At 65.1% G+C, this 19,566-nt stretch carries 17 protein-coding genes and 4 pseudogenes; 6 read left to right on the forward strand and 15 right to left on the reverse strand.

Annotated elements, in window-relative coordinates; all coding sequences use genetic code 11:
- Positions 1 to 80 precede the first annotated feature (80 nt).
- The 5 genes from ACFQT0_RS09580 to ACFQT0_RS09600 form a co-directional block, all read right to left on the reverse strand.
- On the reverse strand, positions 81 to 1,367 hold the full coding sequence (locus tag ACFQT0_RS09580) for an HlyD family secretion protein (RefSeq protein ID WP_380202271.1): 1,287 nt from the start codon (positions 1,365 to 1,367) through the stop codon (positions 81 to 83).
- Between the two features lie 38 nt (positions 1,368 to 1,405).
- The gene (locus ACFQT0_RS09585; protein WP_380202273.1) at positions 1,406 to 3,145 is read right to left on the reverse strand and encodes an ATP-binding cassette domain-containing protein; all 1,740 of its coding nucleotides are present in this window, start codon (positions 3,143 to 3,145) and stop codon (positions 1,406 to 1,408) included.
- A gap of 42 nt (positions 3,146 to 3,187) precedes the next feature.
- Positions 3,188 to 3,877, reverse strand: a complete 690-nt coding sequence (locus ACFQT0_RS09590; protein ID WP_380202275.1) for a TetR/AcrR family transcriptional regulator — start codon at positions 3,875 to 3,877, stop codon at positions 3,188 to 3,190.
- Positions 3,878 to 4,233: 356 nt separating this feature from the next.
- Positions 4,234 to 4,686: a YceI family protein gene (locus ACFQT0_RS09595; RefSeq protein WP_380202277.1), complete on the reverse strand. Its 453-nt coding sequence runs from the start codon at positions 4,684 to 4,686 to the stop codon at positions 4,234 to 4,236.
- 41 nt (positions 4,687 to 4,727) lie between these two features.
- A complete protein-coding gene (locus tag ACFQT0_RS09600; protein ID WP_380202279.1) occupies positions 4,728 to 4,892 on the reverse strand; it encodes a hypothetical protein in 165 nt (54 codons plus the stop codon).
- Positions 4,893 to 5,119: 227 nt separating this feature from the next.
- On the opposite strand from ACFQT0_RS09600, the pseudogene ACFQT0_RS09605 reads away from it, so the two are divergent.
- Positions 5,120 to 5,865: pseudogene (locus ACFQT0_RS09605) on the forward strand (SDR family oxidoreductase).
- A 64-nt stretch (positions 5,866 to 5,929) separates the two neighbouring features.
- On the opposite strand, the gene ACFQT0_RS09610 reads toward ACFQT0_RS09605, so the two are convergent.
- On the reverse strand, positions 5,930 to 6,544 hold the full coding sequence (locus ACFQT0_RS09610) for a trimeric intracellular cation channel family protein (RefSeq protein ID WP_380202281.1): 615 nt from the start codon (positions 6,542 to 6,544) through the stop codon (positions 5,930 to 5,932).
- A 154-nt stretch (positions 6,545 to 6,698) separates the two neighbouring features.
- Between ACFQT0_RS09610 and ACFQT0_RS09615 the strand changes: the two genes are divergently transcribed.
- From ACFQT0_RS09615 to ACFQT0_RS09625, 3 genes are all read left to right on the forward strand, one after another.
- Positions 6,699 to 7,295: a Crp/Fnr family transcriptional regulator gene (locus tag ACFQT0_RS09615; RefSeq protein ID WP_380202283.1), complete on the forward strand. Its 597-nt coding sequence runs from the start codon at positions 6,699 to 6,701 to the stop codon at positions 7,293 to 7,295.
- Between the two features lie 157 nt (positions 7,296 to 7,452).
- The gene (locus ACFQT0_RS09620) at positions 7,453 to 8,388 is read left to right on the forward strand and encodes a VOC family protein (RefSeq protein ID WP_380202285.1); all 936 of its coding nucleotides are present in this window, start codon (positions 7,453 to 7,455) and stop codon (positions 8,386 to 8,388) included.
- An 88-nt stretch (positions 8,389 to 8,476) separates the two neighbouring features.
- On the forward strand, positions 8,477 to 9,169 hold the full coding sequence (locus ACFQT0_RS09625) for an alpha/beta hydrolase (protein ID WP_380202287.1): 693 nt from the start codon (positions 8,477 to 8,479) through the stop codon (positions 9,167 to 9,169).
- Between the two features lie 48 nt (positions 9,170 to 9,217).
- Here the strand turns inward: ACFQT0_RS09625 and ACFQT0_RS09630 are convergent, their stop codons facing one another.
- From ACFQT0_RS09630 to ACFQT0_RS09665, 8 genes and pseudogenes are all read right to left on the reverse strand, one after another.
- Positions 9,218 to 9,682: a GreA/GreB family elongation factor gene (locus ACFQT0_RS09630; RefSeq protein ID WP_380202289.1), complete on the reverse strand. Its 465-nt coding sequence runs from the start codon at positions 9,680 to 9,682 to the stop codon at positions 9,218 to 9,220.
- A gap of 35 nt (positions 9,683 to 9,717) precedes the next feature.
- On the reverse strand, positions 9,718 to 10,308 hold the full coding sequence (locus tag ACFQT0_RS09635) for a TolC family protein (protein WP_380202291.1): 591 nt from the start codon (positions 10,306 to 10,308) through the stop codon (positions 9,718 to 9,720).
- A 109-nt stretch (positions 10,309 to 10,417) separates the two neighbouring features.
- A pseudogene (locus ACFQT0_RS09640) lies at positions 10,418 to 11,158 on the reverse strand (TolC family protein); the annotation flags it as partial.
- Between the two features lie 194 nt (positions 11,159 to 11,352).
- Positions 11,353 to 12,429 (reverse strand): efflux RND transporter permease subunit, encoded by a 1,077-nt coding sequence (locus ACFQT0_RS09645; protein ID WP_380202293.1) that lies wholly within the window; start codon positions 12,427 to 12,429, stop codon positions 11,353 to 11,355.
- Positions 12,430 to 12,463: 34 nt separating this feature from the next.
- Positions 12,464 to 14,529 (reverse strand): annotated as a pseudogene (locus tag ACFQT0_RS09650) (efflux RND transporter permease subunit).
- Positions 14,530 to 14,667: 138 nt separating this feature from the next.
- Positions 14,668 to 16,146 carry an efflux RND transporter periplasmic adaptor subunit gene (locus tag ACFQT0_RS09655; RefSeq protein ID WP_380202295.1) on the reverse strand — a complete coding sequence of 493 codons (1,479 nt, stop codon included), beginning with the start codon at positions 16,144 to 16,146 and terminating at the stop codon, positions 14,668 to 14,670.
- Between the two features lie 355 nt (positions 16,147 to 16,501).
- On the reverse strand, positions 16,502 to 17,224 hold the full coding sequence (locus ACFQT0_RS09660; RefSeq protein ID WP_380202297.1) for a sensor histidine kinase: 723 nt from the start codon (positions 17,222 to 17,224) through the stop codon (positions 16,502 to 16,504).
- On the reverse strand, positions 17,184 to 17,327 hold the full coding sequence (locus tag ACFQT0_RS09665) for a hypothetical protein (RefSeq protein WP_380202299.1): 144 nt from the start codon (positions 17,325 to 17,327) through the stop codon (positions 17,184 to 17,186). Before ACFQT0_RS09665 ends, ACFQT0_RS09660 begins: the two co-directional genes overlap by 41 nt.
- On the opposite strand from ACFQT0_RS09665, the gene ACFQT0_RS09670 reads away from it, so the two are divergent.
- Positions 17,317 to 17,799 (forward strand): hypothetical protein, encoded by a 483-nt coding sequence (locus ACFQT0_RS09670; protein ID WP_380202301.1) that lies wholly within the window; start codon positions 17,317 to 17,319, stop codon positions 17,797 to 17,799. The two genes, ACFQT0_RS09665 and ACFQT0_RS09670, sit on opposite strands and share 11 nt — an antisense overlap.
- A gap of 84 nt (positions 17,800 to 17,883) precedes the next feature.
- On the opposite strand, the pseudogene ACFQT0_RS09675 reads toward ACFQT0_RS09670, so the two are convergent.
- Positions 17,884 to 18,558: pseudogene (locus tag ACFQT0_RS09675) on the reverse strand (response regulator transcription factor).
- 188 nt (positions 18,559 to 18,746) lie between these two features.
- Between ACFQT0_RS09675 and ACFQT0_RS09680 the strand changes: the two are divergent.
- Entirely contained in the window at positions 18,747 to 19,424 is a 678-nt protein-coding gene (locus ACFQT0_RS09680; RefSeq protein ID WP_380202303.1) for an MCP four helix bundle domain-containing protein, read from the forward strand.
- The last annotated feature ends 142 nt before the right edge of the window (positions 19,425 to 19,566 follow it).

The raw sequence follows: 19,566 nt of genomic DNA on the forward strand, positions 1-19,566 counted from the left end.
GGTGATGGCTTTCCCTTTTTTGGCAGACTTGTCGCTTTTCTCGCTGCCGGGCTCGCCCACGTAGTTCGGCGGGAAGCCGTTCAGCTGCCGCCACGCTCGTACCAGATGGGCACGTCGTCGAGCAGGGCCCAGCCGTACACGCCCGAGCCCACGCGCAGCGGCTTGGGCCAGGCTTCCTCGGCGGGGTCGGGCGTCACGAGCACGCGGTACTGGCCCTGGCTGTCGATGTTGTCGATAACGGCCACCACGCCCCCAAACGTGCCGAAGCTGGTGCCCGGCCAGCCGCTAAACACCAGCGCCGGCCAGCCGTCGAACTGCAGGCGCACCTTGCGGCCCACACGCAGCAGCGGCACGTCCATGGGCTGCACGTAGAGCTCGGCGGCCAGCTGCGGGGCGTCGGGCATCACCGTCACCACGGGCTCGCCTTCCTTCACCATCTCGCCCAGGCCCTCCTTCAGGGCGCGCACCACGTAGCCGTCCTGCGGGGCCGTGATTTGGTAGTAGCCGGCCCGGATGCTCAGGTTGGCCAGCTCGTTGCGCATCTTGGCAATCTGGCCTTCGGTGTCGTACTGGTAGGCCGTCACCGAGCGCCGGTCCGATTCGCTCTTGGCCAGCTTGTCCTGGTATTCGGCAGCCAGCGAGGCCAGCTCCGCCTGGGCGTTGCTCAATTCCTGGCGGCTGGCGGCCAGCTTGTTTTCGGACGACTGCTGCTTGGCCGTGCTTTCCTGGAACTTGAGGCGGCGCTGCTCCAGCTCGGTCAGGGACTTCAGGCCTTGCTTGTAGAGTTCTTCCTGCCGCGCCAGCTGCCGCTCGGCAATGGCGTAGTCGTTGCGCACGGCGCGCAGCTCGGCTTCGTCGGAGTTCACTTTCAGGCGGCTTTGCTTCACCTTGTTGCGGGCCTTGTCGAGGCTTACCTGCAGGGAGGTGCGCAGGGCGGCCTGCTGCGACTTCAGCGCCTGGTTTTTGGCCTGGTTTTCCCCCAGCGACGCCTGCTTGGCCTCCAACTGCTCGCGGGTGCGGGCCACCGCCTGCGGGTCGAAGTACTTCTCCTTGATTTCGGCAATTTCCACCAGCGTGTCGCCGCGCTTCACCCGCTGGCCTTCGCGCACGTGCCAGTGCGCAATGCGGCCGGCCAGGGTGCTGGGCACGGTCTGGGGCCGGTCCTGGGGGCGCAGCGTGGTGAGCTTGCCGGTGGAGCGGATGTTCTGCGTCCAGGGCAGGAAGCCGGCCAGGAACACCAGCAGGCCCAGCCCCGCGGCCCAGCGCGCCAGCGTGCGGCCCACGTGCGGGGTTTGCACGCGCCGGTACGAGCGGAAGCGGCTCGTGAGCGGGTGGGTCTCATCTAAAGGGTTTTCGGCGAAAGGCATGTCTATTCAGGCAATTAAAGACCGTTCGGGAAGGCGGATTAGCTGTCGTTACTCGGCCAGCAGGGGCTGCAGCTCGGGTTGGCGCACCACGTCGGCGTAGGTACCGTCGGCCACCACTCGCCCTCGCGCAGCACCACCAGGCGCGGGCACAGGGCCAGCACGCGCGGGTCGCTGCTGGCCAGCAGCACCGTCCAGGGCTGGGTGGGGTCCAGCAGGCGGCGCAGGATGCGGTGGCGCTCGGCCGGCTCCACGCCGGGCAAAAAGCCGTCAAGCAGCAGCAGGCGCGGGCGGCGCACCAGGGCGCGGGCCAGCAGCAGCTTCTGGCGCGTGCTGTCGGGCAGCGGCGTGCCCACACCCAGGGGCGTGCCCAGGCCCTGGGGCTGGGCGTACACGTGGTCGCGCAGGCCCACCAGCTCCAGGGCCCAGGCCACGTCGTCGGGCGAGAGGTGGGCCTGCTCCAAGGTCAGGTTCTGCAGAATGGTGCCCTCGAACAGGTTCTGGTGGGCAATGTTGTCGCCCACGGCCAGGCCCAGGGCCTCGGGCGTCAGGTCCTGCAGGGCCAGGCCGTCGTAGGCCACCAGGCCGGTGTGGCCTTCCAGTAAGCCCGCCAGCACGCGCAGCAGCGAGGTTTTGCCCGAGCCGTCGAACCCAGTCAGGCCCACGTGCTCGCCGGGCTGCAGCGTCAGCGAGACGTCGCCCACGGCCGGCTTGCGGGCGTGAGGGTAGGCGTAGCCCAGGTGCCGCAGCTCCACTTTCAGGCCCTGGGTGGTGGTGGGCAGCGTGAGGCCGGTGGTGGAGCTGGGGCCGGCCACGGGCAGGTCGAGCACATGGCCGATTTTATCTAGTGAGGTGAGGGCGTCGTACACCACGTCCAGCTTCAGCAATACCTTCTCGATGGCGTTGATGGTGAGGATGATGACGATTTCGGCCGCTACGAACTGGCCGATGTTGATTTGCTTGCTCAAAAGCAGCCAGCAGCCGATGATGAGCAGCGCGGCGGTGATGAGCGTTTTGAAAGCCACGAACCCCCAGTATTGCGTGAGCAGCACGCTGAAGTGCTTCTGGCGGGCCACCAGGTAGCCTTCCACCAGGTCGTCGGTGCGGCTCAGGGCCATTTCCTGCCGGGGCGGGTGGCGGAAGGTTTGCACCGTGCGGGCCACGTCTTCGAGCCAGGCCACCACGCGGTACTTGTACTTCGACTCGGTGAGGCTGGTGCTCAGGCCCTTGGGCCCGGTTACGCGAATCATGAGGGCCAGCAGGGCCACCAGCAGCACGCCGAAACCGATGAAAATGGGGTGGTAGAACGAGAGCAGCAGCAGCCCGAACAGGATTTGCAGGGCGGCGGCCGAAAACTCAATCAGCAGCGTGGCCAAGCCCTTTTGCAGGGTGGGCGCGTCGAGCAGGCGGTTCATCAGCTCCGGCAGGTACTGCCCGTCCAGCGACTCGGTGCGCACCCGCGGCAGGCGCACGGCAAAGTCCAGGGCCACCCGCGCAAACAGCCGCTGCTGAATGAACTCGACCAAATACACCTGCATCACCTGCAGCGCGCCCACCAGCAAGGTGCCCAGCACGATAAAGCCGATGAGCACCACCAGCGAGGTGCTGACGGCCCCGCTGCTCACGAAGCCAATAACCGACTGCACGCCCAGCGGCAGCGTCAGGCTGATGAGGCCCGTCAGGGCCGCGTAGACATACAAGTAGCCGATGTCGCGCCGTTCGGCGGTGAGCAGCCGGAACAAGCGCTGGGTGGGGGTGAGCAAAGAGGCCGTAGCTGCCATAGGAAATCAGGTTGTCGGGTTTGCAGAAAAACAGGCGGCAGACTATTTGTTTGAGCCCTGGTGGTCGAGGGCCGCGAAAGCCACGTGCTCCAGAAAGCTGTAAAGGGCGTCTTCCGCCCCGGCCACGGGCGCGTCGGTGAGGGAGGGGAGGTGCTGGGCAAAGAAGAGCTGCTTGCGCGCGGCCTCCAGCAGGGTGCTCACCAGCGCGTGTGGGTGGGCGTAGGCGGGGTTGATTTCCTGCACCACGGCCACGATGCCCGCGGCCAGCCGCTTGTACTCCCGGAAAAACCGGCCCGGTTGTCCTCGTCTACTTCCTTGGTGAGGTAGGCCTTGGAGGCTTCGCTGACCACGATGCGGTAGAGAGCCGCTTCGTCGAGCCTGGGTGGTGCTGGGGTCGTCCTGGTGGGCGCGGGTGAGGATGCTCAGCGTCAGGCGCAGCCGCTCGCGGGCATCGGGCACGTTGTGGGTATGAAACCGAATCTGGTAGCTGAGCCAGGCCCAGTGCCAGCTCACCAGGTACACCAGCAGCCGGTGCTTGTTCTCAAAATAGCGGTACAGCGACGCCTCCGTGGACTCGATGCGCAGCGCCAGCTTCTTGAAGGTAAACTGCTCAAACCCGATTTCATCGATTAGCCGGATGCTTTCGGCTACCAGGCGGCGTCCCAGGTCGGTGTCCTGCGGGTCGCGCAGAAACAGCTTGTCGTTTAGTTCTATACGAAGCGAAGTAATCATGGTAGCCAGTAATAGATGGGCTCAGAAACGCCGCAAAGATACACAAGCTTTCGACTTTGATAGTATTACTATCATTTCAATTCGCCGTTGTGGCCCGCTGGGCTTTATCGTGGCGCGTTATGCCACCGGTACGGGTTGCACAAAAATGGCTCTGCCCAAGGAGCAGAGCCGTTTTTGTAGTAGGAGCAGCTGTCCTGGGAAGCCGTTGGGGTTGGCTGAAACGAAGTAGAGACGCAATATTTTGCGTCTCGTCGTGGGCGCCGCGTGGGTGTCGTTCTCCCATCGTTCAACGACGAGACGCAAAATATTGCGTCTCTACTTCGTTTCAACGGCCAAACAATAATCCAAACCCGCCCTTAGCGCTGGGCCACGCCCTCGGCCTTGGCGATGACGTTGAAGGTCAGGCTGAAGGTGTCGTCGATGGCTTTGTCGCCGATGCTCTCGAAGAACGACTTGGAACGGTAGCGGATATCGTACTTGGTGCGGTCGATGGTGGCCGTGCCGCTGGCGGCCGCCACGCCGTTTTTCACGCCAATCTTGGCCGGGAAGCTCAGCGGGTTGGTGATGCCTTTAATGGTGAGGTTGCCCGTGACGGTGGCATTGTTGCCGCTGGCATCGCCCCTGAGCGGTTTTACGCTCGTGATGACGAACGTGGAGGTGGGGTGCTTCTCCACGGAGAAGAAGTCGTCTGATTTTAGGTGGCCCACCAGCTTGGCGTTGGACTCGGCGCTGGTAAGGTCCTCGTCCTTCATCGAAGCCATATCCACCACGAACGTGCCGCCCACAATCTGGCTGCCTTTCACCAGCACCTGGCCGCTCTGAAACTGGATGGTGCCGTTGTGCTGGCCGGTTACTTTTTGGCCAGCCAGCCCAACGAGCTCAGTTGTGGCTGCAGTGTGTAGGGTTCGGGCGTGGGCTTGCGGGCCACCGCGGCGGCGGGCGCGGTGCTGGTAGCGGCAGCGGCGGGAGCCGCAAGCGCCACGGCGAGCACCAACGGAAAGAGGAGCTTATTCATGATTGCAAAAAAGGTGAGGGTAAAGTAGTTGGCAACAAGTTAAGGGAAAGTTGCCGACTCCTTACTCCCCGCGCCCAGGCGCCCCTCCTGACGGCCCAATTTTGCTTGCCAATAACCTATATAATTGGTATATTGATGGATTATCCGCACCCCATCTTTTCACCCTTTAACTGCACCTTCCGATGAGTTCTTTCCAGGGGAAATCCATCATTATCACGGGCGCTGCGATGGGCCTGGGTCTGGCCGCTGCTCAGGAACTGGCCGCCCACGGCGCCAACCTGCTGCTGGTGGACTACAACGAGCAAAGCCTGGCCACGGCCCGGCAGCAGCTTGCCACACAGGCTCCGAACGCGCGCATGGAGACGTTCGTGGCCGATGTATCCAATGAAGAGGCCGTAAAAAACTACGTGGCAGCCGCGGTCAAAGCCTTCGGGCGCATCGACGGGCTCTACAACAACGCCGGCATCGAGGGCAAGCAGGCCAGCCTCGTCGACTACGACGTGGCGGTATTCAAAAAGGTCATCGACATCAACCTGATGGGCGTGTACTACGGCATGCGCTACGTGATTCCGGTGATGCAGCAGCAGGGCTACGGCCGCATCGTCAACGTGTCGTCGGTGGGGGCATCCGTGGGGTGCTCCACCAGATGGCTTACGTGGCCAGCAAGCACGCCGTATCGGGCATGACCAAAAACGCGGCCCTCGAGTACGGCCGCCACGGCATCGTGACCAACGCCATTGCCCCGGGGGCCATTCTGACGCCCATGGTGGCCGAAGCCTTCCGGGAGATAAACCCCACCGACCCCAAAAAAGCCGAAACCGAATACGCCCAGCGCAACCCCACCCACCGCCTCGGCCTGCCCGAGGAAGTGGCCAAAGTAGTGGCCTTTCTGCTCAGCGAAGACGCCTCTTACCTCAACGGCCAGACCATTGCCATCGACGGCGGCGAGTCGAACATGTACGGCAACAGCTAGCGGGCCCGCGTCCGGCCAAACAGGCCGGTGGTTGGGTTGCCAACGGTGAAAACCGCAGCTTGCTTTACCCCCGAATGGGCGGCAACGACCAGCCTTTCTTCACGGCCAGCAGCCGAAAGCCCGTTATCACGCCCGCCGCCAGCAGGAAATTCACGGTCGGGTCCAGCTGCAGGGAAAGGCCCACGACGTACAGAATGGCGCCGGTCAGGCAGGGCGTGGCGTAGAGCTGCCGCTCAAAGACCAGCGGTACCTCATTGGCCAGCGTATCGCGGATGACGCCGCCAAAAAGCGCCGAAACGATGCCCAGCAAGACGGCCGCCCAGGTATTCACGCCCGCCATCAAGGCCTTCTCCAGGCCCAGAATGGTGAAGATGCCAATCCCGAGCGTGTCGAACACCAGCAGGGGCCGCTGAAGAATGCCCAGCCACCAGCGGCGGCAGGCAACGGCGATGACCACGCCGGCGATGATGACAATCAGGTAGTTGGCGTCGCTAATCCAGGCCACCGGGTACGCATCTATCAGGACGTCGCGCAGGGTGCCGCCGCCCGTAGCCGTGACAAACGCGAAGATGAAAAGCGTGAGGATGTCGTGGTCTTTCTTCTTGTGCAAAGCCGCCAGCGTCCCGGATATGGCAAATACGCCGGTCCCGATTAAATCCGTCCAATAGATTACGTTCATTAAAATCGCTCCTAATTATTGAGCCAGTCAGGCCGTTAAACCGCTGCCTCGCCCACTGCACCGGCGAGACCAACGGTTGAGCAAGGTAGCGCCTCGTGCTACTGAACCAGGCCGGGCGCAGGGGCAAACCCGATGATTCCAGTACCTTCATCGCATGGCCATTGCTGCTGAGTACCACGTCCTACGGGCCCACTTGCAGGCGCGCGTCGCCCTCACCGACGCCGACTTTGCCCTCTTCCAGGGCTACCTGCGTCCCCTGGCGCTGCGCAAGCGCCAGCACCTGCTGCAGGCCGGCGAGCCCTGCACGCACCTGGCCTTCGTGACGCAGGGCTGCCTGCGCAGCTACTCGCTCACGGCCCAGGGCCAGGAGCACACCCTGCAGTTTGCGCCCGAAGACTGGTGGATTTCAGACATCTACAGCTGGCTCACCCAGCAGCCCAGCACGATGAACATCGACGCCCTGGAAGATGCGCAGCTGCTGTTGCTGGCCCAGGCCGACATGGAAACCATCTACGTGCGGTTTCCCGTCTTCGAGCGCTACTTCCGGCTGCTGATGCAAAGCCGCTACGTGGCCCTGCAGGAGCGCATCAACGGCTCGTTGAGCCAGACGGCTAGCGAGAAGTACCAGCACTTTCTGCGCAAGTACCCCGGCATTGCCCAGCGCGTGCCCCAGCATTTTATCGCCTCCTACCTGGGCATCACGCCCGAGTCGTTGAGCCGCGTGCGCCGGCAAACCCGCCTGGGCCGGTAGTAGCACTGCCCGGGTTCTGAGGACGAAAGAACCCCCGTGGGCTGCTGCTTTCTTATCCTAGGATAATGCGCCCACCTGCCGGAAGGCCGGACCTTTGCATCGTACTTACCCGGGAGCAGGCGGTGACTTATCCGGCTGCTTTCCGTTAAACCTTACCATGCAAACGACCTCACTTCCTTATTCTTCGCTGCCGGCCGAGCGCATCGGGCAGCACCCCGCTCAAGAGTTGCCGGCCGCCATCCGCATCGGCACGGTGCACCTGACCGTGGCAAACCTTGACCGGTCCCTGGTCTTTTACCAAAGCGTGCTGGGATTTGAGCTGCTGCGCCGCGTTTCCTCCGCCAATGGCCAGGCCGACGCGGCCGAGCTCGGCGTGGCCGGCAGCAGCGAGGTGCTGGTGGCCCTCTACGAGCAGCCCGGGGCGCGGCCGGTACCGCGGCGAGGCCGCCTGGGCATCTACCACTTCGCCGTGCTGCTGCCCACCCGCGCCGACCTGGGCCGCTTTCTGCGGCACGCCCATGCGCAGGGCGTGCACGTGGGCTCCTCCGACCACCTCTACAGCGAAGCCACCTACCTCACCGACCCCGACGGCTTCACGGTGGAAGTGTACCGCGACCGGCCCCGCAGCGAATGGCTTGTAAGCGCCGAAGGCGAAGTTCAATCGGCCCTCGACCCGCTCGACGTGGCCGGCGTCATGCAGGCTGCCGGCACCACCCCGTGGCAGGGCCTGCCAGCGGGCACCACCATCGGCCACCTGCACTTCTACACCGGCAGCCTCTCGGAGGCCGCGGCGTTCTACCACCAGGCCCTGGGCCTCGACGTGGTGACCTGGAGCCTGCCGGGCGCGCTGTTCGTGTCGGCCGGCGGCTACCACCACCACCTGGGCCTGAACGTGTGGGCCGCCGGCTCGCCCGCCGCGACCGACGAAGACGCACGCCTGCTCCATTGGGAGCTGTGGCTGCCCGATGCCGGCAGCCGCGACGCCGCGGCGCAGCGCCTCGAGCAGGCCGGCTACCCGGTGGCCGCCACTCCCGAAGGACCCATGGTGACCGACCCGTGGGGCATACGCCTGCTGCTCCGCGCCGAGGCGTAGCTCCGGAAGTAAGCTGTTCGCGGAGCCGGCTTGGTCTCCTTCGTCTTTCTATCTCCTTCGTCTTTCTACAAATCTGTTAACCACATTCATGACTCCCGCTACCGCCACGCCGCCTCCGCTGTTCACCGATTTACCCCTGGCCTACCGGCTGGTAAATCCGGCTCAGATTGCCGGGGCCCAGCGCCTGTTGCTGCTGCTGCTGCACGGCGTGGGCGGCAACGAGCTGAACCTGCTGCCCGCGGGCGAGCAGCTGGCCGACGCACACACGCTCGTGCTGTCGGTGCGCGCACCGCTGGTGCTGGGCCCCGTTGCTTTCGGCTTCTATGAGGTTGATTTTTCCTCCGGCAAGCCTGTTTTCAATCAGGCCCAGCAGCTGGCCGGGCAGCAACTGCTGCTCAACTTCATCGGCGAGGCCACGGCCCGCTACGGCATCCCCGCCGGCCAGGTGTATTTGCTGGGCTTCAGCCAGGGCGCCATCATGGCCTACGACGTGGCCCTGACCCACCCGGCGCAAGTACGCGGGGTGCTGGCCTTCAGCGGGCGCCTGCTGGAAGAATCGCGCCAGCGCCACGCCCAGGCGGCCGAGGTGCAGCAAGTACAGTTCTTCATCAGCCACGGCCGGCACGACGATAAGCTGCCCGCGTTTTACGCAGAGCAGGCCGCAGCCTTTCTAAAAACCCTGGGCATCAGTCTACATTACGAACCTTTTGAGGGCGGGCACGAAATCTCGGAACGGGGCCTGGCTGCCGCCCGCCAGTGGCTGGCCCGCCAGCCCGTATAGAGTCGCCTTCACTTCCCGGATGAAAACTGCCAGCGGCGGCTAAACGGCTTAGCTGAGCCAGTCGCCGGCGGCTTCGGGCTGGTGCAAAATGGCTTCCACCCAGTAGCTGGCCAGGCCCCCGGCCGAGGGCCACTTTACCTTGTCGCCCAGGCGGCAGCCGAGCACGGCAATGGCCACCCGGCTCAGGATGGATACCCGGTGCAGCGCCTCGTCGGCCTCCGGCGGGTACACCAGCGTGATTTGCAGCTCGTCCAGGCTGTTCATATCGCGCAGCTTGATGCGCGAGTTCATGGTGACGACATCCGGCAGAATGTCGTAGGAATCAACCAGGTGGGCGCGGGTCAGCTCCTGCTCCAGTGCGGCAATGGCCCCGGCGTCGCCGGCCAGCGGCTCCTGGCGCACCAGCCGCGTCAGCCGCTCGTAGTCGAGCTTGGTGACGTAGATGTCGGAAGGCGCATGCATGGTGTGCGGTAGGCTGCCGGGGGAGAGATGGGAAGGCATGGCATCAGACATTGGGATGGAAGATTAGGGGAGGAGCTTCAGGCGGGCTATTGCCAGCCGCCGCCAAGGGCGCGGTACAGGTTCACGCTTTGCAGCAGCTGATTGTGGCGGGTTTCGGCCAAACTCAGCTCTGCTTCGAGCACGCTGCGCTGGGCGGTGATGACTTCCAGATAAGTCGCGTAGCCGGCCACGTACAGCTCGTTGGAAGTGGCCACGGCCCGGCTGAGCAGGTTCACTTCCTGCTGGCGGGCGGCGGCGGCAGCGCGGTAGTTTTCCAGACCGCGCAGGCCGGTCACCACCTCCCGGAAGCCGGTTTGCAGCGCCTGCTGGTAGCGGTAGTAGGTTTCGTAGCTGCCGGCCACGGCCTGGCGGTAGTCGGCCTTGAACTGCGCGCGGTTGAGCAGCGGGCCGGTGAGACCGGCCAGGGCCCCGTAGGCCAAGGACGAAGGGTCGAACAGCACGCCGGCCCGATAGGAATTGAACCCGGCGTAGGGGGTGAGGGTGAGGGCGGGCAGGAAGGCGGCGCGGGCGGCGTCCACGTCGGCGCGGGCGGCTTGCAGCTCCAGCTCGGCCTGGCGCACGTCGGGGCGGCGCAGCAGGGCGCTGGAGGGCACACCCACCCGCAGGCGCTCGGGCAATACCTGGCCCGGCAGCGGCAGGCCCCGCGTGATGGGCCGGGCGTAGCGCCCCAGCAGCCTGGTTGAGGCCGGTTTCGGCTTCCGTTACCTGCTGGCGGGCTTCGTGGGCTAGGCTTTCGGTGCGTGCCACCTGGGCGGCAAACTGCTGCACGGCCAGCTCAGTGGCCCGGCCGGCCTGCTTCTGAATGCGCATCAGCCGCAGGGCCTCGCGCTGCAAGCCGGTGTTGCGCTCCAGTACGGCCAGCTGATTATCAGCCGTTAGCAGCTGGTAGTAGAGCCGGGCCACCTCGGCCACCACGGTGGTCGTGACCAGGTTGCGGCCCTGCTCCGAGGAAAGCACGCGCAGGTACGCCGCCTTGCGGCGGCTGCGCAGCTTGCCCCATAGGTCAATTTCCCAGGAGCTGCGCAAACCCACAAAGAACTCGGGCGTCACGGGGCCGGGTATGCGCTGCTGCCCGTCGATGTTGGGCGAGAGGTTGGTGTCGTAGTTGCCCACGCCGTTGAGGGTGTAGCGCCCGTAGCGGTCGCCCCCGGCCGAGGCGGCGCCGGATACCGTGGGCAGCAGCGCCCCTGCCGGGCAAGGTACTGCGCCCGGGCTCCTCCACGCGCTGCAGTGCCACCTGCAGGTCCAGGTTTTGCCGCAGCGCCGTGTCGATGAGGGCCGTAAGGGCGGGGTCCTGGAAAAATGCCGCCAGGGCTGCGCCCCGGCATGGAGGGTATCGGCCCCAGGCGCAGCTTTGGTGAAGGCGGCGGGCAGGGTAGGGCCGGCGGTGGGGTCGGCGGGCGCAGCTACCCGGCAGCCGGTGGCCAGGAGCGTTACACTGAAAATGAGGGCGGGAAGAAAACGCATGGGTTGTTTGCTCTTTCGGATAACCTCACCCCCGGCCCCCTCTCCAAAAAGAGGGGGAGCCACGATGGCGCAAGGTGTAGCGCGGACTTTCAGTCCGCGAGTGAGGCATTTTGAGTGGTCAATTCGCGGACTGAAAGTCCGCGCTACATTTTCGTCAGTCTCCCCTCTCTTTTGGAGAGGGGCTGGGGGTGAGGTTAAGCCACCAGCTCCGCCTCCCGCACTTCTTTAGCTTCCGGCAGCTCATCATCCTCCAGATTTTTCACCTTCTCGAAAGAGGCAAACAGCACATACAGCCCGGGAATGAGCACCATGCCGAAAAGCGTGCCGATGAGCATGCCGCCCGCCGCTGCCGTGCCGATGGAACGGTTGCCCAGGGCGCCGGCCCCGCTGGCAATCACCAGCGGAATCAGGCCCGCGATGAAGGCGAAGGAGGTCATCAGAATGGGGCGCAGGCGCGACACGGCTCCTTCCACGGCTGCGGCCAGCACGGTGGCCCCGGCCCGGCGCCGCTGCTCGGCAAACTCGATGATGAGGATGGCGTTTTTGCCCAGCAAGCCCACCAGCATTACCAGCGCCACCTGGGCGTAGATGTTGTTTTCCAGGCCCAGCAGCTTGAGGCTGAGGAAGGCCCCGAAGATGCCGGTGGGCAGGCTCAGCAGCACGGGCAGCGGCAGCAGCAGGCTTTCGTACTGCGCCGCCAGCAGCAGGTACACGAAGATGAGCACCACGCCGAACACGTACAGGGCTTGGTCGCCGCTCAGGATTTGCTCGCGCGTCATGCCGCTCCACTCGTAGGCGTAGCCGCGCGGCAGCTCCTTGGCGGCCACTTTCTCGATGGCCGTGATGGCGTCGCCGGAGCTGTAGCCAGGGGCGGCGTCGCCGTTGAGCATGGCCGAGGTGTACATGTTGTAGCGGGTGAGCTGGTCGGGGCCGAACACGCGCTCCAGCTTCACGAAAGTGGAGTAGGGCACCATCTCGCCCCGGTCGTTTTTCACGTGCAAAGCCAGCAGGTCGTCGGGGCGGCCGCGGTACTCGGGGCCGGCCTGCACCATCACCTTGTACATCTGCCCGAAGCGGATGAAGTTGCTGGCGTAGTAGCTGCCCATCAGCGTTTGCAGCGTGCTCATGGCCCTATCAATGGTCACGCCTTTCTTGGCGGCCATGTCCTGGTCGACGTGGATGAGGTACTGCGGGAAGTTGGGGTCGAAGCTGGTAAAGGCGCCGCCGATGGCCGGGTCCTTGCGCAGCGCCGCGAGGAAGGTTTGCGACACCTCGGCGGTTTTCTGCAGGTTGCCCGTGCCCGACTTATCCAGCAGGCGCAGGCTCGAAGCCGCTGCTGTTGCCGAAGCCCGGCACCGTGGGCGGGGGCAGAAACTGAATGTCGGCGTCGGCGATGCCCTTGGTTTTCTCTTCCAGCTCGGCAATGAACTCGGGCACCGACTGCGCACGCTGGTCCCAGGGCTTGAGGTTAATCATGCCCATGCCGTAGCTCGAGCCCGCCACCTCGTTCACGAGGCTGTAGCCGGCCAGGGTCGACACCGATTCCACGGGCTTGAGCTGCTGCGCAATGCGCTGCACCTGTGCTAGCACGGCCTCGGTGCGCTCCACGGTGGCGCCGGCCGGCGTGGTTACGTTGATGTACACCATGCCCTGGTCCTCGGTCGGGATAAAGCCCGCGGGCAGCACGCGGCTCACGCCCCAGGTGGCCACGCAGAAGCCCGCCAGCACTGCCAGCGTCACCACGCGCCGCCCGGCCACGGCCGACAGCAGGCCTTGGTAGCGCCCGGCCAGCGCTTCGTAGCGCCGGTTGAAGCCCGCAAAACCGCCCCATCAGGCCCTTGGGCTTGGCCCCGCTTCGGCCGGCGTGTGCTTGAGCAGCAGCGCGCACAGGGCCGGCGTCAGGGTCACGGCGTTGATGCCCGAAATGACAATGGCGATGGCCAGCGTGAGTGAAAACTGCCGGTAGAACACGCCCACCGGCCCATCCATGAAGGAAACCGGGATGAATACGGCCGACATCACCAGCGTGATGGCCACCAGCGAAGAGCTGATTTCGCCCATGGCCTCGAAGGTGGCGGCCCGTGCCGGCAGGTGCTTTTCCTGCATCTTGGCGTGCACGGCCTCTACCACCACAATGGCGTTGTCGACCACGATGCCGATGGCCAGCACCAGCGCAAAGAGCGTGAGCAGGTTGATGCTGAAGCCCAGCACCTGCATAAAAAACAGCGTGCCAATGAGGGCCACCGGCACAGCCAGCGCCGGAATGAGCGTGGAGCGCCAGTCCTGCAAAAACAGGTACACGATGAGGAACACCAGCAAAAAGGCCTCCACCAGCGTGCGCAGCACCTCGTGAATACTGGCGTCGAGAAAGCGCGACACGTCGTAGGCAATGCTGTACTTCATGCCGGGCGGGAAGCTGGTGGCCTGCAGCTCGGCCATGCGCGTTTTCACGTTGGCGATGACGTCGGAGGCGTTGGAGCCCGGGCGCTGCTTGAGCATGATGGCCGCCGAGGGCTGCCCGTTTTCCTTCGACGACATGCCGTAGGTGAGCGAGCCGAACTCCACGTCGGCCACCTCGCGCAGGCGCAGCACCGAGCCGTCGGCGTTGGCCCGCACCACGAGGTTGCGGTACTGGTCGGGCTCAAACAGCTTGCCGGTGTAGCGCAGCACGTACTGCATGGGGTGGGTTTTGTCGGCGCCCGAGCTTTCGCCCGACTTGCCGGGGGCCGCCTCCACGTTCTGGTCGCGGATGGCCTGCACAATTTCGTCGGTGCCTACCTCATAGGCCGCCATGCGGTCGGGCTTGAGCCACACCCGCATGGAGTACTCGCGCGAGCCCATGATTTCGGCAAAGCCCACGCCGTCGATGCGCTTGAGCTCCTGCAGCACGTTGATGTCGGCGAAGTTGTAGATGAACTTCTCGCCGGCGGCCTTGTCGTCGCTGGTGATGTTGAGGTAAAGCAGCATGGAGTTTACCTCCTTCTCCGTGGTCACGCCGGCCTTGATGACCTCCTCGGGCAGCTCGTCGAGAATGGTGGTCACGCGGTTCTGCACGCCCACGGCGGCCAGGTCGGGGTCGGTGCCCACCTTAAAAACACGGTGATGAGCGTCACGCCGTTGTTGGAGCTCACCGAGTTCATGTAAGTCATGCCCGGCACGCCGTTGATGGCGCGCTCCAGGGGCGTGGCCACCGCCTTGGCGCACACCTCGGCGTTGGCGCCGGTGTACTTGGCCGTCACCGTCACCGAAGGCGGCACGATGTCGGGAAACTGCGTGATGGGCAGCGTGAACAGCGCCAAGGCCCCCAGCAGCACCAGAAACACCGAAATAACCAGCGAAAGGATGGGCCGGCGGATGAAAATATTGAACATAAGCAAGTAGCGCGGACTTTTAGTCCGCGAGCATATAGCTGTTTATGATTGTAATGGCATGTAGCGTGGACTCTGAGAGTCCGCGCCCCGCTAGCGCAGTTCGGGCCTTGTTCCGGCGCGGATTAAAAGTCCGCGCTACTACATCGCCAGGAGCGAATCCACGGCCACGGGGCGCGGGGCGATGCGCTGCCCGTTTTTGAGGCCGGGCGCGCCCTCGTACACCACCCGCTCGCCGGGGCGCAGGCCATCCTGCACCACGTAAAAGTCGCCGGTGCGGGCCAGGGGCTTGAAACTGCGTATGTGCACCGCGTTGGCTTGGTCCACCACGTACACGTAGTTTTTGTCCTGAATCTCGAACACGGCCTTTTGCGGGAGCAGCAGGGCTGTGGGCAGCGTGGTGGTGAGGCGGATGCGGCCCGAGGCGCCGTGCTTGAGCAGGCGCTGCGGGTTGGCAAACCGCGCCCGGAATGCCAGCGAGCCGGTGTTGGGGTTGAACTCGCTTTCGGTGGTTTCGATGCGGCCCGCCTGCGGGTACACGGAGCCGTCGGCCAGCGTCATTTGCACCGAGTCGGAGTGGTGCGTGGGGTTCTGCTGCCGCGCCTTCACGTACTGCAGGTACTCGCCCTCGCCCACGTTGAAGTAGGCGTACACCTCCCGCAGGTCCGACACGGTGGTGAGCAGGGTGCCTTCCTCCACCACGCTGCCCTTCTTGAGGGGAATGCGGTCGATGATGCCGTCGAACGGCGCGCGTATCAGGGTGTAGCTCAGGTTGGTGCGGGCGGCTGCTTCGCCGGCGCGGGCGTCGGCCACGCGGGCGTCGGCGTCCTGCAACTTGCTGGTGGCCAGGGCCAGCTCGGTTTTGGCGATGATGTTTTTTTCCACCAGCAGCTTCACGCGGCCCTGTTCCAGCCGCGCCGAGGCGGCCAACGCTTGGGCACTGGCCACGGCGGCCCGGGCCTGGCTCAATTTGTTCTGGTAGGCGCTGGCGCTGATGCGGAACAGGGGCTGGCCTTTCTTCACGGGGCGGCCTTCGTCCACGAAAATCTCCTCCAGAAAGCCCGCTACCTGCGCCCGCACTTCCACGTTGCGCACGGCCTGCACGTCGGCCACGTAGTCGTGGAACAGCTCCCGCTCGCTGGTTTTCAGCGTCACCACGGGCAATACGTCCGGGGCCGGCGCCTTCTCGGGGCTCTTGCCATCGGCCGAGCACCCGCCCAGCCCCAGGGCCAGCAGGCCGGCCAGCGCACTCAGCCAGGGACGCCGGGCTGGTGTGAGGAGTCGGGTGCGTGAATGGGGGCGCGTCGGCATTTGTGTGGGAATCATGTTTTTAGGAGGTGATGGCATTATTGGCCGGCCACAACCGGGCCGGAAGCTTGGGTGCGCAAGGCCAGCAGCAGGCTGTCCTGGCGCTGCTGGTGGTGCTGGCAGTGGGCCAGCAGGCGCTGGGTGAGGTGGAGGTCGGCGGTGGTGGCGGCCAGGCTCGGTGCTCTCGTCGGTGGGCCGGTCGTCGGGCCAGGAGGCCAGCAGCCAGCTGTTCAGGCCCAACGACAGCACCAGCGCCCCGCCGAAGAGCAGGGCCAGGACGTTGGTAGGCCGCGGAACAGGAGGGAGGAGCACAGTCGAAAAAGCCGCTTACATGGAATGTTCCACAAAGGACCCGCCCCGACGTTAGAACGAGATGAGAAGCGTATTAGAATAGATTAAAACGCGTTCCAGAGTAGTTTCAAGGTGGCTATGGCCGATTGGCCTCACCCCCAACCCCGGTTCGCTTGATGCGCGAAGCCGGGGAGAGGGGAGCAGGACGATTGTATCGCGGACTCTGTAGTCCGCGTCTCCGCGCCATTTGGGTAACGCTCAGGATTCCGTCGGGACGCGGACTACAGAGTCCGCGCTACGTTCGCGCTGCCGTAGCCCCCCTCACCCTCGGAGAGGGCCGTGCCCGGCAGGGGTGAGGTGTAATCTCTGCGCCCCGCTACGCCGGCCCCACCGGCAGCAGCACGGTGGCGGAAGTGCCCTGGCCGGGGGCCGATTCAAACTGGAGCTGCCCGCCGTGGCGCTGCACCACGCGCTTGGTGAGCGGCAGCCCCAGCCCGTAGCCGGCGTGGCCCAGGGCCCCGGCCGTGCGGTACAGCGGCTCGTAAATCCGGCTCAACTCCTCCGCCGACAGCCCAACGCCGGTGTCGGTTACGCGCACGCGCAGCGTGGTGGCGTCGGCGTACGCCAGCTCGGTTTGCACCGGCCCCGTGGAATACTTGCCGGCGTTGTCGAGCAGGTTGAACAGGGCTGTGGTCAGCAGCTCGGCGTTGCCGGGCAGCGTAAACAGGTCGTCTTCCGTGTCGGCGGGAAAGTCGCCGAAGGAGAGCCGCCATTCACGGCCGGGGTATTTGGCGCGGGCAAAGGCCAGCGCCTGGTTCAGGCACTCGTCGAGGCGCACGGGCACGAAGGCGGGCAGGGCGCCGTCGGCGCGGGCCAGGCTCAGCAGGCCGTTGGTGAGGGCGCTCAGGTGCCGGGCCGCGTCGAGGCTGCGGGCCAGGCTCTGGCGGGCCTCGGGCAGGGTGGTGTCGTAGGCCAGGGCCGTTTCCAGGGTGCCGGTGAGGGTGGTCAGGGGCGTGCGCAGCTCGTGAGAGGCGTGCGCCAGAAAGCTTTTCTGCCCCTCAAAGGCCTGTTCGAGCCCGGCCAGCAGGGCGTTGAACACCCGTGCGAGCCTGGGCCAGCTCGTCGCGCCCGTTGCCTTCCGATATGCGGCGGCCCAGGTTGGTGGCCGAAATGCGCCCCGCCTGGTGGCTGATGCGCGCCACCGGCCGCAGCGCCGAGCCCGCAAAACCAGCCGGCCAGAATGGTGAGCACCAGCGCCCCCACGTTGCCCAGGGCCAGCAGCAGCCCCAGCTGCCGCAGCCGCGCCCAGCCCGTGCGGTCTTCGGCCGCCACGATAATGCGGTAGTAGTCCGCCGCCGGCCCGGCCCGGTAGGCCAGCCCCACCGTTTCGAGCTTGCCGCGGCCGGGCAGCTTGGTGGCCGGGCCGGGCACCACCCGTCTCAGCAGGGCGCGGTTGGCGGCCTGGTCGATGTCGTCGGCGCTGCTGTAGCGCAGGGCGCCCTTCGGGTCGTACACGCTGATTTGCTCGCCGGGCAGCAGCAGCAGGTCGCTGCGGTGCAGGCTGCCCAGCCTGGCCGGTTTCGAGCTTGTGGGTGCGCACCAGCAGGCGGCCGGCCAGCGTGGCGCTGCTGGCCAGGCGGTGCTCGAAGCGCTGGGCCCGTAAACTGGCGTTGAAGGAGTACACAAACAGCGAGAAGCTGACCTGGATGCTCAGCACCAACAGCGTGAAGCGGACCAGCAGCGTGTTGCGAATCAGCATCAGTCGGCGCGCATCACGTAGCCCATGCCCACCACGGTATGGATGAGCTTGGGCGAAAAGTCCCGGTCGATTTTCTTGCGCAGGTAACTCACGTACACGTCGATGACGTTGGTGGTGGTGTCAAAATCAACTTCCCATACCCGCTCGGCAATATCGACGCGCGACACGATGCGGCCCTGGTGCAGCAGCAGGTGCTCGAGCAGCGAGTACTCCCGGTGGTCAGGTCGATGCGCTGCCCGGCGCGGGTCACGATTTTGGAGTCCAGGTTCAGGCTCGAGGTCGGCCATGCTCAGGCGCTGCGGCGTGCTGGTTTCGGCGTAGCGCGTGGTGAGGGCGCGGGCCCGCAGCAGCAGCTCCCGGAAGGCAAAGGGCTTGGCGAGGTAGTCGTCGGCTCCGGCCTCGAAGCCGGCTTCTTTGTCGGCCAGGCTGTCGAGGGCCGTGAGCAGCAGCACCGGCACCCGGCGCCGGCCCGCCCGAATGAGGCGGCAGAGCTCCACGCCGTTGAGGTGGGGCAGGTTCACGTCCAGAATCACCAGGTCGTAGGGCTGCTGCTCGTAGAGCGACCAGCCCATGCGGCCGTCGTAGGCAATGGTGAGCTCATAGCCTTCGTGCTCGAAGCCTTTTTTGATGAACGAGGCCACTTGCGGCTCATCTTCAACCAGGAGGATTTTCATGCGCGCAGGGTTGGGGCGGCCGCAAGTTACGGCAGGCCGGCGGCAGCATATTCCCCGGCATTAGGCCACCCTCTGTAAAGAGAGGGGAGGGGCAGTGCCCCCGCGTCCTATCTTTTTTCTTACTTTCAGCCAGTTATCCTGCCCCGTCCTAAGAAATAGTTCTCCGCTTTTTAGCTTAGCCCTGCGCCATGAACCTGCTGTCTGGAATTCATTCTAAAGCGAAACCGGTGCTGTTGTTTCTCTTCGTGATGCTGGCGGTAGTGGGCAGCAGCGTGGTAGAAAAGCGCCTGATGCGCAGTATGACGACTTCGATTTCGTCGCTGTATCAGGACCGGCTCGTGCCGGCCACGGGCTTGTTTCAGCTCAACGACCTGATGTACGCCAAGCGGCAGCTCCTGGAAAAGTATCTGGCCGCGCCGGCCGTGGCCCGGCAGCGCCCCACCCTCGCCCGGCTCGCTGCCCTCAACCAGCAGCTGCAGGCCATCATCAAACAGCACGAGGCCACGTACCTGGTGGCCGATGAAAAGCAGCTGCTGCGCACGTTCCAGGCGCGCTTGGCCCGCTACAATGCCTTGGAAGCGCAGCTGCTGGCCCAGGCAGTGCCTTCTTCGGCCGAAGCGCCGGGGGCCGCCATCGCGCAGCAGTTTGCGCTGGTGCACACGGACCTGAGCCAGCTCAACCAGATTCAGCAGCGGGTGGGGCAGCAGCTCTCGCAACGCTCCCTGGTAACAGAAAGCACCGCCACGCTGCTCAGCAACCTCACCATTGCCGTGCTCGTGGCCTTTACCCTGGCCATTCAGTACACCCTGCTTTCCTCCCGGCATCCGCTGGTGCCCAAAAACCTGCAAAACTTCCGGCTCAACTGAGGCGCGCCGGGCTGCTGCTTTTTGGTGATGGTGTAAAAGAGGTAAGGAGGGAGTCTCTGCTCCACGGCAAGGCGGCTCACCTGCCTGTCACGGCGCATTATGTAAACTCCTGCCGGCAGCCCGATGGGCAAGGCCAGACGGG

Source organism: Hymenobacter humi (genome assembly GCF_042665855.1).
Taxonomy (GTDB): domain Bacteria; phylum Bacteroidota; class Bacteroidia; order Cytophagales; family Hymenobacteraceae; genus Hymenobacter; species Hymenobacter humi.